At 56.5% G+C, this 15,723-nt stretch carries 14 protein-coding genes; 5 read left to right on the plus strand and 9 right to left on the minus strand.

Annotated features, from left to right (window positions below):
* The gene (gene acs, locus ACR0BF_RS04600; RefSeq protein WP_480493360.1) at positions 1–1,965 is read right to left on the minus strand and encodes an acetate--CoA ligase; all 1,965 of its coding nucleotides are present in this window, start codon (positions 1,963–1,965) and stop codon (positions 1–3) included.
* Between the two features lie 430 nt (positions 1,966–2,395).
* Between acs and ACR0BF_RS04605 the strand changes: the two genes are divergently transcribed.
* Genes ACR0BF_RS04605 through ACR0BF_RS04615 form a run of 3 tightly spaced genes read left to right on the plus strand, consistent with a single transcriptional unit; the run spans position 2,396 to position 5,505 of the window.
* The gene (locus ACR0BF_RS04605) at positions 2,396–3,412 is read left to right on the plus strand and encodes a C4-dicarboxylate TRAP transporter substrate-binding protein (RefSeq protein WP_480517730.1); all 1,017 of its coding nucleotides are present in this window, start codon (positions 2,396–2,398) and stop codon (positions 3,410–3,412) included.
* Between the two features lie 56 nt (positions 3,413–3,468).
* Entirely contained in the window at positions 3,469–4,098 is a 630-nt protein-coding gene (locus tag ACR0BF_RS04610) for a TRAP transporter small permease subunit (RefSeq protein ID WP_480472339.1), read from the plus strand.
* Positions 4,099–4,101: 3 nt separating this feature from the next.
* A complete protein-coding gene (locus ACR0BF_RS04615; protein WP_480553294.1) occupies positions 4,102–5,505 on the plus strand; it encodes a TRAP transporter large permease in 1,404 nt (467 codons plus the stop codon).
* Between the two features lie 139 nt (positions 5,506–5,644).
* On the opposite strand, the gene ACR0BF_RS04620 is transcribed toward ACR0BF_RS04615, so the two are convergent.
* The 3 genes from ACR0BF_RS04620 to rocF are packed head-to-tail and all read right to left on the minus strand — an operon-like array spanning position 5,645 to position 8,535.
* Positions 5,645–6,685: an ornithine cyclodeaminase gene (locus ACR0BF_RS04620; protein ID WP_480624369.1), complete on the minus strand. Its 1,041-nt coding sequence runs from the start codon at positions 6,683–6,685 to the stop codon at positions 5,645–5,647.
* Between the two features lie 9 nt (positions 6,686–6,694).
* Positions 6,695–7,615, minus strand: a complete 921-nt coding sequence (ctlX, locus tag ACR0BF_RS04625) for a citrulline utilization hydrolase CtlX (RefSeq protein WP_480472341.1) — start codon at positions 7,613–7,615, stop codon at positions 6,695–6,697.
* Positions 7,615–8,535 carry an arginase gene (rocF, locus tag ACR0BF_RS04630; RefSeq protein WP_480624370.1) on the minus strand — a complete coding sequence of 307 codons (921 nt, stop codon included), beginning with the start codon at positions 8,533–8,535 and terminating at the stop codon, positions 7,615–7,617. The genes ctlX and rocF overlap by 1 nt, the downstream gene beginning before the upstream one ends.
* 87 nt (positions 8,536–8,622) lie before the next feature.
* Here rocF and ACR0BF_RS04635 point away from each other — a divergent pair, with 87 nt between their 5' ends.
* Both ACR0BF_RS04635 and mprF read left to right on the plus strand, forming a co-directional pair.
* A complete protein-coding gene (locus ACR0BF_RS04635; protein WP_480472343.1) occupies positions 8,623–9,051 on the plus strand; it encodes an Lrp/AsnC family transcriptional regulator in 429 nt (142 codons plus the stop codon).
* A gap of 113 nt (positions 9,052–9,164) precedes the next feature.
* Entirely contained in the window at positions 9,165–11,774 is a 2,610-nt protein-coding gene (gene mprF, locus ACR0BF_RS04640) for a bifunctional lysylphosphatidylglycerol flippase/synthetase MprF (protein ID WP_480624371.1), read from the plus strand.
* 3 nt (positions 11,775–11,777) lie between these two features.
* On the opposite strand, the gene ACR0BF_RS04645 is transcribed toward mprF, so the two are convergent.
* The 5 genes from ACR0BF_RS04645 to ACR0BF_RS04665 are packed head-to-tail and all read right to left on the minus strand — an operon-like array spanning position 11,778 to position 15,640.
* A complete protein-coding gene (locus tag ACR0BF_RS04645; protein ID WP_480472349.1) occupies positions 11,778–13,328 on the minus strand; it encodes an efflux transporter outer membrane subunit in 1,551 nt (516 codons plus the stop codon).
* A gap of 11 nt (positions 13,329–13,339) precedes the next feature.
* Positions 13,340–14,485 (minus strand): HlyD family secretion protein, encoded by a 1,146-nt coding sequence (locus ACR0BF_RS04650; RefSeq protein ID WP_480493357.1) that lies wholly within the window; start codon positions 14,483–14,485, stop codon positions 13,340–13,342.
* A gap of 21 nt (positions 14,486–14,506) precedes the next feature.
* Positions 14,507–14,869 (minus strand): DUF3302 domain-containing protein, encoded by a 363-nt coding sequence (locus tag ACR0BF_RS04655; RefSeq protein WP_480493356.1) that lies wholly within the window; start codon positions 14,867–14,869, stop codon positions 14,507–14,509.
* Positions 14,870–14,904: 35 nt separating this feature from the next.
* Positions 14,905–15,474 carry a disulfide bond formation protein B gene (locus tag ACR0BF_RS04660; protein ID WP_480516744.1) on the minus strand — a complete coding sequence of 190 codons (570 nt, stop codon included), beginning with the start codon at positions 15,472–15,474 and terminating at the stop codon, positions 14,905–14,907.
* A gap of 10 nt (positions 15,475–15,484) precedes the next feature.
* Complete coding sequence (locus ACR0BF_RS04665) at positions 15,485–15,640, minus strand: DUF5993 family protein (RefSeq protein ID WP_480553302.1); 156 nt, start codon at positions 15,638–15,640, stop codon at positions 15,485–15,487.
* Positions 15,641–15,723: the final 83 nt, after the last annotated feature.

Here is a 15,723-nt window from a genome sequence, read left to right on the forward strand (position 1 = left end):
TCACTTGCTTGCGCGGTTTTCGATCAGGTCTTCGACCACCGACGGATCGGCCAGTGTCGAGGTGTCACCCAGCGAACCAAAATCATTTTCGGCGATCTTGCGCAGGATGCGGCGCATGATCTTACCGGAACGTGTTTTGGGCAGGCCCGGGGCCCATTGGATCACATCGGGGCTGGCAATCGGTCCGATTTCGGTCCGGACCCAGGTGCGCAACTCCTTACGGAGCTCTTCGCTTGGTTCACGGTCATTCATCAAAGTGACATAGCAATAGATGCCTTGCCCCTTGATTTCATGGGGATACCCAACAACCGCAGCTTCTGCTACGGCGGCGTGTGCAACCAGAGCGCTTTCCACCTCGGCCGTTCCCATGCGGTGGCCAGACACGTTGATCACATCGTCCACGCGGCCGGTGATCCAGTAGTCGCCATCTTCATCGCGACGACAGCCATCACCAGTGAAGTAGTAGCCTTTGTAATCCGAAAAATAGGTCTTTTCGAACCGCTCATGATCGCCCCAGACAGTGCGCATCTGGCCGGGCCAGCTGTCTTTGATGCAGAGCACACCCTCGACACCATTACCTTCGATCTCAACGCCAGACTGAGGGTCCAACACCACCGGTTCGATGCCAAAGAACGGTTTCATTGCCGATCCGGGCTTCATTGCATGGGCGCCTGGCAGGGGGGTCATCAGGTGACCGCCGGTTTCAGTTTGCCACCATGTATCCACGATGGGACATTTGCCCTTGCCGACGACTTCGTTGTACCAATTCCAGGCTTCGGGGTTGATCGGTTCACCCACGGTTCCCAGAGTGCGCAGATCGCTGAGGTCGCATTTCTCGACAAACTCTTTGCCCTGACCCATCAGGGCGCGGATCGCTGTGGGCGCGGTGTAAAACTGGTTCACCTTGTGTTTTTCGCAGACCTGCCAGAAACGCGACGCGTCGGGGAAGGTTGGAACGCCTTCGAACATCAGCGTTGTCGCACCATTGGCCAGCGGGCCATAGACAATATAGCTGTGGCCGGTCACCCAGCCCACATCCGCCGTACACCAGTACACGTCGCCTTCGTGGTAATCGAAGGTGATCTCATGCGTCATTGCGGCGTAAACAAGATAGCCGCCGGTTGTGTGAACAACGCCTTTTGGCTGACCTGTCGAGCCGGAGGTGTAGAGGATGAACAGCGGATCTTCGGCGCTCATTTCGGCTGGTGCGCAGTAGTCGTCCGCCTCAAGGGCCATTTCGTTGTAGTCAAAGTCACGACCGTCAATCCAGGTGGTCTGGCCACCGGTGCGTTTGACGACAAGGCACTTGACCGTATCCTTGCAGTGTAGCAGTGCCGCGTCAGCATTGGATTTCAGCGGCGTCTTACGACCACCGCGCGGAGCCTCGTCCGCGGTGATGACAACCTTGGCGTCACAGCCGTTGATCCGGGCTGCCAGAGCGTCCGGCGAGAAGCCTGCAAAAACAATAGAGTGGATTGCGCCGATCCGCGCGCAGGCCAGCATGGCATAAGCGGCCTCGGGGATCATAGGCAGATAAATGACGACGCGGTCGCCTTTGCGCACACCCATAGATTCAAGGATGTTGGCCATGCGGCAGGTGCGGCGGTGCAGTTCTGCGTAAGAGATATGCTGAGCCGGATCATTTGGATCGTCCGGTTCCCAGATGATTGCCGTTTGATCACCGCGGGTTTTCAGGTGGCGATCCAAACAGTTGGCCGAGACATTCAAGGTGCCATCGGCATACCAGTTTATTTTAACCGAACCGAAATCGTAGTTAACGTCTTTGACCTGGGTGAAGGGTTTGATCCAGTCGACGCGCTTGCCTTGCTCGCCCCAGAATGCGTCGGGGTCACTGATCGAAGCGGCGTACATGCCGGCATATTTTTCGGCATCAACATGCGCACGGGCGACGGTTTCTGCGGATGGCGGATAGGTCTTGGCATCTGCCTGGGCAGCGGTGGTCATTTTTGAGGCTCCTCCCTCTGGACTGGATTACGTTGGGACATTTTTTGCCACTTGGTCCGGCAATGTCGATCCCGTTCCTCCCCAAGGTCGAATATTACCGAGTTCTGAAAATAAATAAATAAATTGCCGGAATCCCTGAATTTATTTGTAAAGAAATTTCTAACCACGGCCACATCTAGTAAAGAAAATGCGTAAATTTTGCGAAAATCTTTTTAAAGTAAATGGATAGGTGTAACACATGTCCTGCTTGCATTGCTTGACACAAGCGGGGGTCAGTCCACGAACACCTGGTTTTCCTGCATGCGCAATCCAAGCGGGAACTTCTTCTGATACCAGCGGAAAGCCAAGGCAGGGTTGGCACAGTAGAATGTTGGCGCTAGCTTGATCCTCAAGCGCCTCGGGAGGAGGCGCAGCAATGGGAGATCAAATGATGAAAAAGATGTTGAGCGGCGCGGCCGTCGCCGCCCTGAGCTTTGCTTTTGTCGGTGAAGCCTTTGCAACTGAATGGAACGCATCAGTCTGGGGCAAACGTCGTGCCTTCACCGAGCATGTTGAAAAACTGGCCGAGCTTGTCAGCGAAAAAACCGGCGGTGAATTCACCATCAATGTCAGCTATGGCGGACTATCCAAGCCGCGCGAGAACTTGGACGGTATTGAAATCGGCGCCTTCGAGATGGCTCAGTTCTGCGCAGGCTACCACCGCGACAAAAACCGCGCGATTACTGTTCTGGAGCTGCCCTTCCTTGGCGTGAACAACCTGCAGGAGGAGGTGGCGATAAGCCATGCGGTATATGACCATCCCGCAGTCAAAGATGAGATGGCCCAATGGAACGCCCGCATCATCATGACCTCGCCGATGCCGCAGTATAACTTGGTCGGTACCGGCGAGCCACGCGATGAACTGGCCGATTTTGACGGAATGCGGGTCCGTGCAACTGGCGGTTTGGGGCAAGCCTTTGAGGCGGTCGGAGGTGTTCCGACATCGGTCCCTGCAACCGAAGCGTTCAATGCCATGGAATCAGGTGTCGTCGACACCGTGGCCTTTGCCCAGCACGCACATCTGTCTTTCGGGACGATCAACGAAGCCGACTGGTGGACGGCAAACCTGAACCCAGGAACGGTAAACTGCCCAGTCGTGGTCAACATTGACGCCTATGAGGCCCTGCCAGCCGCGCATCGCGAGGCGCTGGACAGCTCGATTGATGAGGCGATTGACCATTACCTGACAAATTACGACGGATTGCTCGAGCAATGGGACAGTGTTCTGCAAGAAAAGGGTGTCCAGAAAGTCATGATCGATGATGCGGTGATCGCAGAATTCCGCACCAAGGCAGCCGACCCGATCCGTGAAAAGTGGATCGCGGAAATGACGGAACAGGGACTGCCAGCGCAGGATCTTTATGATCTCGTTCAGGCGACGCTGACCCAACAGCGCGGCGGCAACTGATCCTAAACCCGGGTGCCCAACGGGCACCCGGTACACGAATATTGGGGAACACCGGAATGGCAGGACAGGCCACAGTGCTGGTGGACGGAAGCCGTCTGAGCCAGCTGGATCAGAAGTTATTGAAACTGGAGCGTTTTCTGGCGCTCATCAGCGGTTTCGCAGTATTTGGCTTGATGGTGCTGGCCGTTATTTCGGTCAGTGGGCGCAATGCCCTGAATGCCCCATTGCCAGGATATGTTGACTGGATCGAACAGGCGATGCCACTGATCGCATTTCTGGGCATTTCATATGTTCAGCGCGATGGCGGCCACATCCGCATGGACATCGTTCTATCGCGCCTTCACGGCAGGGGGTTGTGGCTGTTCGAACTGGTCTCGGTGGTTTTGATCCTGCTTCTGATGCTTGCACTGGTTTGGGGCAGTTGGTCTCACTTCGACCGCTCCTTTGACTTGGGCGCACCATTGTGGAGCCGCGACAGTTCCATTGATATCGGAATTCCATTGTGGCCCGCCAAACTACTGGCCCCCATCGCGTTTTCCGTACTGTGCCTGCGGCTTGCTTTGCAGGCTTGGGGCTATGGCCGCGCATTATGGCTGGGACTGGAAGCTCCGGTGGCCGTTCCGTTGATACAGGACGCGGCAGCACAAGCAGCGGCTGAGGCCGAACAGTTCGAAGGGCAGGACTGATTTATGGACACGATTGAAATTGGCCTCTGGGTTACGGGCGGGCTTCTGGTCTTTGTCGTGGTCGGCATGCGCGTGGCCTTCGCTGCGGGCTTGGCCGGGCTTATCGGGCTGGTTTGGATTTTTTGGGCCAAGTTTGGGTATGATCCTGCGCGGTTTGGAAAGGCGCTGACAGTTGCGGTCAAAACCGCCGGGCAAGTGCCGCATTCCAAAGTTGCCTCTCACACCCTCAGCCTGATCCCGACCTTTATCCTGATCGGGTATCTGGCCTATTACGCAGGGCTCACGCGGGCGTTGTTTGAAGCTGCCAAACGCTGGGTCGCCTGGGTTCCTGGAGGGTTGGCGGTTTCAACTGTTTTTGCCACCGCCGGTTTCGCCGCGGTTTCGGGTGCCTCGGTCGCCACCTCTGCCGTCTTTGCCCGCATCGCGATCCCGGAAATGCTAAAGGTCGGCTACAACAAACGCTTTGCTGCTGGTGTGGTGGCCGCCGGAGGAACGCTGGCCTCGTTGATCCCACCATCGGCCATACTGGTGATCTACGCGATCATCGTCGAGCAGGATGTCGGGAAGCTACTTCTGGCGGGGTTCATTCCGGGTGCTTTTTCAGCGATCATCTATGCCGTGCTGATTGTCGGGATCGCTGTGATCTTTAAGTCCGTCGGTCCTCCGGTCACAGGCTTTACATGGAAACAGCGCTTTTCGGCCCTTCCCGGAGCCATTCCTATTGTCGCCGTCATCCTGATCATCATCTGCTTTGTCTATAACCCGTTTGGTGAAAAAGCGTGGGGCACACCGACGGAAGGCGGTGCAATCGGCGCCTTTATCGTCTTCTGCTTCGCCCTGTTCCACGGGATGCGGTGGAGTGAATTCAAATCCGCGCTGCTGGAAACGGCCAAGCTTACCGCGATGATCTTTTCGATCATCTGGGGCGTTCTGATCTATGTGCGGTTTCTAGGATTTGCAGACCTTCCCGGCGCCTTTTCTGACTGGATAACCGGGCTCGAGATGTCGCCCATGTTGATCCTGATCTGTATTCTTCTTGCCTACGCCGTGTTGGGCATGTTCATGGATGCGATTGGAATGCTGCTCTTGACCTTACCTGTTGTTTATCCGGCGGTTATGGCGCTGAACGGTGGTGAATCTGTCAGTGCCGCAGACAGTGCGTTTGGCATGTCCGGCCCGATGTGCGCGATCTGGTTCGGAATTCTGGTAGTCAAAATGGCCGAATTCTGCCTGATTACACCGCCAATTGGATTGAATTGCTTTGTCGTCGCCGGGGTGCGTCCGGATTTGAGTGTTCAGGATGTCTTCAGAGGTGTGACGCCGTTTTTCGTGGCCGACGCCCTGACCATAGCAATGCTTGTGGCGTTCCCTGGTATTGTACTCTACCTGCCATCGCTTGCGGGTTAGGTGGGATGCGAGGCTCTGCCTCGCGCTCCGGGATATTTAAAGCCAGATGAAGAACGGATCCCCTGCTTCATCTGGCCAATAAATATCCCGGGGGAGGCGCCCGGCACGGGCGACGGGGGCAGAGCCCCCTTAGGTGCGCCTAACCGGCCCGCATCAGCATTCCGAACAGGTCGCGCGGATCGTCCGGGTCTGCCAGCATGTCCAGAGGTTCAAAGAATGCGGTGCCTTTGATCGCCTGCTTGACATAACGCAGGGCTGAGAAATCTTCAATCGCGAAGCCAACGCTGTCGAACAGGGTGATTTGGCGGTTGTCTGTGCGCCCTTTGGCAGCACCGGTCATGACCTGCCACATCTCGGTCACGGGATGATCAGCATCCAGCGCCTGAATCTCGCCCTCGATCCGGGTTTGCTCGGGATATTCGACGAAAATGTCTGAGCGCAGCAAGATGTCGCGATGCAATTCTGTCTTACCGGGGCAATCGCCACCGATGGCGTTGATGTGGACGCCGGGACCGACCATGTTGTCGGTGAGGATGGTGGCGTTTCTCTTGTCTGCCGTGCAGGTGGTGATGATCTGAGCGCCTTCAATAGCGTCTTCCGGCGTCTTGCATGGGACGACCGTCAGGCCCTTGCCTTGTAGGTTTGCGGCGCATTTCGCTGTTGCACCGGGATCGGTATCGTAAAGCCGCACAGTGTCGATCCCGCACATTGCCTTGAAAGCGAGGCATTGGAACTCGGACTGCGCCCCATTGCCGATCATGGCCATGGTTGTGGCATTCTTCGGCGCAAGATAGCGTCCGACCAGAGCCGACGTTGCCGCCGTGCGCAACGCCGTCAGCATCGTCATTTCGGTCAGCAGAGTGGGATATCCGGTGTAAACATCCGCCAGCAATCCGAATGCGGTCACAGTTTGCAGACCCTCGGAGGTGTTTTTGGGATGACCGTTCACGTATTTGAACCCATATGCCTCACCATCCGAGGTGGGCATCAGTTCAATCACACCGTGCGGAGAATGCGCCGGGATACGCGGGGTCTTGTCAAAGCTTTCCCACCGTTTGAAATCGGATTCGATTTGATCGGCGATCTGAACGATCATCTGTTCGACGCCAATGTGGTGGATCAAACGCATCATGTTGTCGACGGACACAAAAGGCACGAGTGCCTTGTCAGAAGGTTGCATCGTACTCTCCTATCGGCGGGCAAGGTGGACGCCTGCAATCATGCAGCGTACTGACCCACCAGCGGTTTCGATTGTTGGGACGGACAGTGGCAAAGGCGTTGCACTGGCTTGGATTATTTTGATTTGATCAGGGGTGAGGGCGCCTAACGCTCGGCTCGACAATGCCAGCACCAATCCATCGCGTCCCTTCAACTCAATTGCATTCCCCGCAAATTCGGCGATTTGGTCATGCGTCAGATCAATCACGGTTCGACCGGATTCCTCTAACCGATTGCGAATGGTCAAGCGACGGTCGGGGTCCGATATCATGTCGAGGCAGATTAACGCGTAATGAGTGCCGATCCCCATCAATACGTTGGTATGATAAACGTCCCTGCCTTTTGCGTCGCGGGCCTGAAAGGCAATTGGTTCATAGTTGAAATGAGTGCAGAACCGCTCCAGCAAGACCGGGTCGGCGCGATTGGACGTGACTGTATACGCGATGCGGGCAATGTGGTCCAACACCATCGCACCTGTCCCTTCCAGCGCAAGGTTGTCTTGTTCCAGCCCGGAATAGTCTATGACATCCTGCACGCGATACTCATGTTTGAGCAGTTCGATGACATCGGTTCGCCGCTCGCGTCGGCGAGACGGCACGAACATCGGGTAAACTGCTATGTGACCACCAGGATGTGTGGAAAACCAATTGTTTGGGAAAACGCTGTCGGGTGTGTCGAGATCGCCAAAATCATCAAAAACGTGAACAGTGATTCCTGTGTCGCGCAGGCGTTGAACTGCCTGGTCATGTTCATCTCTCGCAGCTTCCGACGTGGCTGCGGCCGACGTGATACTCAGCGTTTGAAACGCATTGTCATCGCGTGTTTCCGGGTTGGAGGCAAAGGCATGTGGCCGGATCATTACTGCTGCAGACGGTGCTTGTAGCGATAGCATCAGAAACTCCGGGTGGGGCGGTCAAAGACGCGACGGCCCATAAGTGAGGCGGCCAGATCGACCATCAGTTTTGCAGTGCGGCCACGTTCATCCAGAAACGGGTTCAGTTCGACAAGATCCAGCGAACTGACCAGTCCGCTTTCATGCAGCAGTTCCATGACCAGATGAGCCTCGCGCTCGGTCGCACCGCCGGGAACAGTGGTGCCGACGGCAGGGGCGATGGCCGGGTCCAGGAAATCAACATCCAACGAAACGTGGAGAAGGGCGTTTTCAACTTTGACGCGGTCCAGAAACGCCAGCAACGGGGCCTTGATCCCATGTTCGTCAATGCTGCGCATGTCGGCCAGCATGGCCCGGTTTTGTTCCAGCGCCGAACGTTCTGCCGGGTCGACAGAGCGTAGGCCGATCATGCCGACGCGGTCCGTTGGCACGATGGCAGGTAAGGAAGGAAATGCCTCGAACCCCGGCCTTCCTGTAAAATAGGCGACGGGTGTGCCATGCAGGTTGCCGCTGTCTGTGCTGTCGGGGGTGTGAAAGTCACTATGGGCATCCAGCCACAGAACGAACAGCGGGCGGTCAATCTTTGCAGCATAAGCGGCCATCCCGGTCACGGTTCCCATGGACAACGCGTGATCGCCGCCCATGAAGATCGGAATGCCCCGATCAGCCGCTTTTAGCGCGACCTTGCTCAGCGCTTGCGTCCAACCGATGCATTCGGGCAGCGCGAACAGGTGCGGATGTTCGGGCAAGCCGGTTTCTTCAGGTTGCACGTCGCCCCAATCGCAAACGGAGTGACCAAGATCGGTCAAGGCCTGATCCAGCCCGGCCACGCGATATGCGTCAGGACCCATTCGGCAACCCTGACGCCGTTTTCCGACGTCCATCGGCGCGCCGACTAAAATGATGTTATTGCGTTCCATGTGGTCCATTTAGGCCGTCACTGTGTCTTGCGTGAAGAGCGCAAAATGCTCAAAATGGTTCAGGAAACTCCTTAATGAGAAAGTGATATGGACGAATTGGATAGTCGTTTGCTGGGCGCATTGCAGCGTGACGCGCGCGCCAGCCTGTCAGAGCTGTCGGAAACGCTGGGCGTAACCCGCACTACGGTGCGCAGCCGTTTGCAACGGCTCAAGCAATCTGGTGAGATCGTCGGTTTTACTGTGTTGACGCGTCGGGATCTGGCACAAAGCCCTGTGCGTGGGCTGATGATGCTAGAAATCGAGGGGCGCGGTACCGAGCGCGTGATGTCCCGGATCGGGGCCATGCGGCAGGTCACGGCGGTCCATTCGACCAACGGCAGTTGGGATTTGATTGCCGAAATCAGTACGGAAACTCTGGCCGAGCTGGACGAGGTTCTGTTTCATATTCGCAGGATCGACGGCGTTACACGTTCGGAAACGAACCTGCTGCTGTCAACGCGCAAGGGGCGGCTCTAGTGCTTTGAGATAAATGCGAATTGTGCCAGAGTTCGTGAGTAGACAGGGTGCGGCTTACCCTTAAGTAGGCCGCTTGCTGATTGAGGGTTCAGTATTTCCGGAAGGCTTGCGGCATGACCACATCTGATAATGGTGACGAATCTTTGGCCGAAAAGTGGGCCGAACGTCTTGCTGGTCTACTGGAGAAACCCTGGCTGCGCATCGCGATACCGGTCGTTATTACCGGGATTGCCCTTTCGGTTTTGCACGATCTGTCGGCCCATGTGAAATGGTCGGATGTCCAGACAGATATTTCGGCGACATCATGGAAGTTGATGTTTTTTGCGATGTGCTGGACAGCGTTCAGCTTTTTGTCGCTGTCGCTCTATGATGTGTTCGCGGTACAAAGCGTGGCGGATGGCAAGGTGCCGTTACCTGTGGCGGGGATGGCCGGAGCCAGTGGATACGCGGTGTCGAACTGCCTTGGATTTTCCTACATCACAGGAACTGCAATCCGGTATCGGATATACGCGTCGCTTGGCTTGGATCTTGGCCGGGTGGCTGGTGTAATCGCAACCTCATGGGTGGCGTTCTGGATGGGTCTGATCCTGATTTTGGGCCTGTTGCTGACCCTGCACCCGGATGGAATATCCAAGGTGATGCCCGTCAGCGAAACGGTCGAAACCACCATAGGATTGTGCTTGCTGGTTGCATTTGTCGCGATGTTCATTTGGCTGTCCAGCGGTGGCCGACGGTTGGCTGTTGCAGGTGTCGGTTTCGATTTGCCCGGAGGCAAACTGGCGGGCCTGCTAACGTTGGCTGCCATTGGCGACCTGTTTGGCGCATCCATGGCGCTTTACGTACTGATGCCGGATGATTTGGGGGTAGGGTACCCGTATTTCTTCACCATCTACATCGCTGCCATTGCCGTTGGAATCCTGAGCCATGCGCCGGGCGGGATCGGCGTGTTTGAGGCGACATTGATTGCCGGTCTGGGGGCGTCGGGTCGTTCGGATGTGATTGCTGCGTTGCTGCTTTACCGGGTGGTTTACACTTTTTTGCCATTTGCAGTCGCCAGCCTTTCCATTGCCGTTGCATCGGTCTTGACCCAAAGACACATGATCGGCGGTGCCGCGGTTTGGGTCTATCGTGTGATCCGCCCCATGGTTCCGATGGTCGCGGCCGGGGTTGCCGCAGTGGCCGGGGTGATCTTGCTGGTGTCGGGCGCGCTGCCAGCGGGGGCGCAAAAGCTCGGCACGCTGAAAGATCTGCTGCCCCTGTCATTTGTCGAGGCTTCGCATCTTGCAGGCAGCGTCGTAGGCGTATTGCTGTTGCTGGTCTCGCGCGGGTTGTTCCGCAAGCTCTACAGGGCATGGGTCGTTGCGATGGTGTTGATGGGGGCGGGATTCTTTGCTTCGCTTGCAAAGGGGCTCGACATCCACGAAGCGCTTTCGATGCTGGGAACGATTGGTCTGCTGGCCATGTTTCGCGGTGCGTTCTACCGGGTCAGTGGCGCGTCGATATTTCGGTTGAACATCCCATGGCTGATCAGTGTCGTAGTTCTGCTGGCGGTGATTTTCTGGATCGGGCTGTTTGCATATTCGCATGTCGAATACCAAAATGACCTGTGGTGGCAGTTTGCTTGGAACGGTGACGCCTCGCGCTTTCTGCGGTCCAGCCTTGTCGTGGCCGTGATCGTGGGCATTGTTGCCATGAACTCTCTGTTCGGGCGTGAGATTCCGACACCACAGCGGGTTGAAATCCCAGAGGTTGTCGAGCGGCTAGTGATGGAGAGTGAGGATACGGAATCCCAAATCTCGCTTACCGGTGACAAGCAATTCCTGATCTCACCGGATGAGACCGCGTTTATTGCCTACGCCGACACAGGCAATGCGCTGATTTCGAAAGGAGAACCGGTTGGTGACGAGGGTGCCGGGCAGCAACTGATTTGGCAGCTTCGGGAAATGGCGGATCGCGAAGGTAAACTTTGCGCGTTCTACAGTGTCTCGACCAAATATCTGCCAACTTTTCTGGATCTTGGACTGTCGATCCTGAAAATTGGCGAGGTTGCGCGGGTTTCTTTGCACGATTTCTCGCTGGACGGAAAGTCGCGCAAGCGGTTCCGGCAAGCCAAGAACCGTGCTGAACGCGAAGGATATGTGTTCGAGATCGTTCCGAAGGAAGAACTGGCGCCTCTGTTGTCAGACTTGCGTGGGATTTCAGACCGCTGGCTTGCGCAAAAGGCCGGTGCAGAAAAGGGCTTTGCGCTGGGGGGATTTGATGATGAATACCTGTCCTATTTCGATCATGCTATCCTGCGTGATGGCAACACCGGCAAGATCATGGCCTTTGCCAATCTGTTCCAAGGGGGGAACAAGTCGGAGCTGTCGCTGGATCTTATGCGCTATGAACCCGATAGCCCAAGTTTCATTATGGACGCTCTTTTCGCCGACATGATGGATTGGGGCGCGCAGCAGGGGTTTCACTGGTTTTCACTGGGTGCCGCACCGTTTTCAGGGATCGAAAACCGTCAGCTTGCTTCGCTTTGGAACCGCATCGGTGGGTTCGTTTACGAACATGGCGAGCAATTCTACCATTTTGAAGGCCTGCGCGCGTTCAAGCAGAAGTTCGATCCGGAATGGAGCCCGAATTATCTGGCCAGCCCCGGCGGGCTGGCCGCGCCCCGCATTCTGTATGAGGTCAATATCCTGATCTCGGGCGGATTGCGCGGGTTAACCAAGTAGCACTTAATTCAGGCTTGCGCGGGTTGGGGTTTTCTGCAGCAGATCGCCCCAGTCCGTGCGATAGGCCATCTCGGCCAGAACGGTTTCGGGCAGGAATTCCTGGTTTTGCCGGATCTGCCATCCGCCGCCCAGGCCCTTGTAAACCGCCACCAGATTGCTGGATACCTGCTGCCGTGCCTCGATCAGATTGGCTTGCGACCGCAATAGCGCGGTCTGGGTGTTCAGCACGCGCGAATAATCGGCAATGCCGTCTGTATACTGGCTGACGGCGATTTCGGCAGCTTTGCGTGAGGCCTCGACACTTTGTTGATAGAACCCGACCTGCTTACGTGCCTGCGCATAAGCGACCATGGCACTTTCAACTTCGGAATAAGCGGTCAGCACAGTGTTCTGATAATTCGCAATCAGCGCCTGATAAGCGGCGTCCTGCGCGCGAACATTGTTCTTGATGCGGCCATAGTTCAGCACATTCCAGACCACACCGGCACTGGCCAGACCGGTTGTGCTGCCACCGCTGAACAGATCGCGCCCGCCGGATGCCTGCAGCCCGATCGCGCCAGACAGGATGAATTGGGGATACAGGTCCGCCATCGCGATGCCCACTTGTGCCGATTGCGTGGCTGCCGCCAGTTCAGCCGCGCGCACATCCGGGCGGCGGCGTAGCAATTCAGCGGGAACGCCCACTGCCACATTTGCTCGGGCCGATGGAATGTGGCCGGAATTGCCCAACAGACCGGTCATGCGTGAAGGTGTCGTGCCCAACAACACCGCAAGCGCGTTCTTGGTCTGTTGCAAGTCGCTTTCCAGTTCGGGTACCAGCGCCTTAGTGTTGTTCAGCAGGGCGGTGGATTCCTGCACGTCCAGTTCCGTGGTGACGCCATTGTTAAACCGCAGCTGAGTCAGGTCTGCCGAATCCTGCTGCAATTTGATGTTCTCACGCGCAATTGCCAGCGTCTCTTGCAACGCCCGGATATTGACGTAAAGCGCGGCGACATCCCCGGTCAGCGTCACCAACGCGTCGTCGTAATTCGCCACTTGCAGGGCCAGATTGGATCGCGCGGCCTGAACGCCGCGCCGCTGCGCGCCCCAGACGTCCAACTCCCACTGGGCATCGAAGCCGACTTGCGAGGTCGAGAATTCGGTATCCAGCGGGATGACGCGATTGACATCCGAAATCGGCCCCAGATTGTCGCTGATCTGGCGCCGTTCAAGCGAGCCGCCAATGGCCTGCGACTGCGGGTAAAGCTCGCCAAAGGCGATACCCAGTTGTGCACGGGCCTGCAAAACCCGCGCGCCAGCGACCTGAAGTGTCAGGTTCTGGGCGTAGGCCTCGGCAATCAGTTTGTTGAGGGTAGGATCATTGAATGTTTGCCACCATTTCACGACAGGCGCACTGCGCGACGTCAGCCCGCTTTGACCGGCGCTGGGGTTGTTGACCTCAATCCACTGTTTCACGACCGGTGAGTTGGGGCGCACGAAATCCGGCCCAACGGGTGTGCAGGCCGCGAGAGTGGCGGCACAAATGGCGGTTCCCAACAACCTGCGGAGTGTCATGGCGCGCATCCTCAGATATCCAGAGGTCGGATGAAGTTGGCGAAGGAATAGAGACGGATGTTGATACGCCTCAGAAACTCAAAACTTTTGCCTTGGCCTGTATAGATCGCCACTGCGGCATGACCACCTGCTGGGAAAATGTGGTCTTCCGGAACATCGACGGTGATCTGGACCGCAATCCGACCGGGCAGTTTGGGCAGCTCGAAACCGGGCAGGCGGCCCGACGGGATGAGTTGCCCCTGCCGGGTGGCCCACCAGATCGCTTCGACCTTGCCCGTCAGGATTTCACCGGGATAAAGATCAAGTGCAACTTCGACCTCTTGCCCCGGCTCGACAAATTTCAGGTTCTGCTGGCGGAACGTGGCAAGGATATAAGGGCTTTCATCAGTCACAAAGCTGGCAATCGCACCCAATCGGACGTCACCGACTACCAATCCGGGGCGAGCCTGCTGTGAGACGATCATGCCATTTTCAGGCGCATAGATTGTTGTGTTTTCCAGAAAATATTCGGCTTCGGCCAATTGCGCCTGCGCCTGAAGGATGCCGGTGTTCACGCCGTCAATCTGCGATTCCAGCGCCAGCTGAGCCTTGGCCAGGTTCGCCTCGGCCTGTTTAACGGCGGCCTGATCTTCCGTCACCTGTTCGTTCCAACGGTCGAGGTCGTCCTGACGGGCACCTCCGGCGGGAACAAGGTTCTCATACCGCGCCTGTTGGGTTTGCGCATAAGCCAGTTGTGCATTGGCCCGTTCGACAGCTTCGGTCGACGCGATAACATCCTGTTCAAGGATTTTGGCATTCTGCGCTGCCGCCACCAACTGGGCCTGTGCATTATCGACCGCCAGCGAAAACACCGTATCGTCGAACCGATAAAGCGGATCGCCCTTTGTGACCGGTGTGTTCGGTTCAACAAGAACCTCGGACAGGATCGTCGGCTGTGTCAGCTTTGGGATGATCTGTATGGTCGAACGCACCACGTGGCTGTCTGCCGAAAACGGCTGAAAGAAGCGCAACGCCACAAGGAAGATCAGCAGCAGATGTGCGCCCACCCAGAACGAAACAATGCCCCAGGCAATGTTAAACTTCAGCCATTCCAGCTTGAAGAAAATGAGCCAGACGAAAATGATGTAGAACAGAGTGATGCCGAGGGCGACGAACATAGGTATTAGGGTCCTTCGGTCTTAACTGGGTTGTGTGTCGTCTGTGTCCAGACGATTCTGGTATTCGGGTTTGACCTTGCCGCCCAGGCGTTTGATTTCATCGCGAATGGCATCTTTTTCCTCGTCCGGGCCGCGGCGAATATCGACCGTGACGCCATCGTGAAAAGCCCACATGAAGGCGTGTACCCAGGGCACGACAGCCAAGAACCCCATCCATCCCATGATCTTTACAGCTTCGGCGTGGGGATGATTGCGTTTGATCGCGATCCGCCCCGGAAGGCCCATAATGAAAAGGAACAGCGCCATAACTGCTGCAAGCAGCAGGATCAGCGCGGCCAATGTCAGATAGTCATAATAGCCCAGCGGCTGGCCCAATAGTCCCATGCGTGTGCCTCCATCAGGGGAAGGTTAGGGTATCCTCAGTCATTCGCTTTCAGTTCGTCAATCAACTTGTAGTCGGTGGGCGGGTCATCACAAATGCCCGGTCCGCATTCCAGCAGAGTTGAACCGGCGTTCAGCACGGCCAGTGCCAGCATGACAAAGAAGGCGGTTTTTGCCAGCTTGTTTCCCCCAAATCGTACCTCGCTGGTCGCGCCCGAGACATATTGGCGATCAAACAGCAGCATGAACGACGTACCCAGCAGGACTAGGAAAAAGGCGATGCCCGCCCAAGTGTAATAATGCAGCCCAAGAACGGGCGATCCATAGTGGCCGGTTCCCGGCACAATGTGCAACAGGATTTGCCGGATCGAAACACTGCCGCCATACAAAGCTGCAATCAGCATGATGGCATAGTGCTGCGGTCGCGCGCCATACAGCAGGTTCAAGCCCAGCCCGACGCCGACAGCAACAAAGCCGACACGCTGCAACAGGCAAAGCGGGCAAGGCAGTTCGTAAAGGAAAAGTTGATAAAAAAACGCCAGCGCCAGAACGAGACAGACGGCCAACATTCCGATCGCGTTAAATGTTCGTGACAGTTCAGGTGTCATGACGAGGCCCTCAAAGCTGAATTGTCAGCTGACTGGTGGCGTGGAATTTCAACCAATAGATACTAAGGGCAATTGTAACAAAGAACAGCGCATTGCCTGCCTTCGTCATGTTGAAATAGTTGAGCCCCATCGTGGCGGTAAGTAGTGCAAATAAAAGCGCAATCATGGCCCGGTGCTCCCCTCCCGTGCACATATCTTTATGCAGACGATAGTGTCAGGCCGGGTGGCATCTGGCAAGCGACGCGGTAA

This window comes from Ruegeria sp. AG7 (assembly GCF_056541545.1).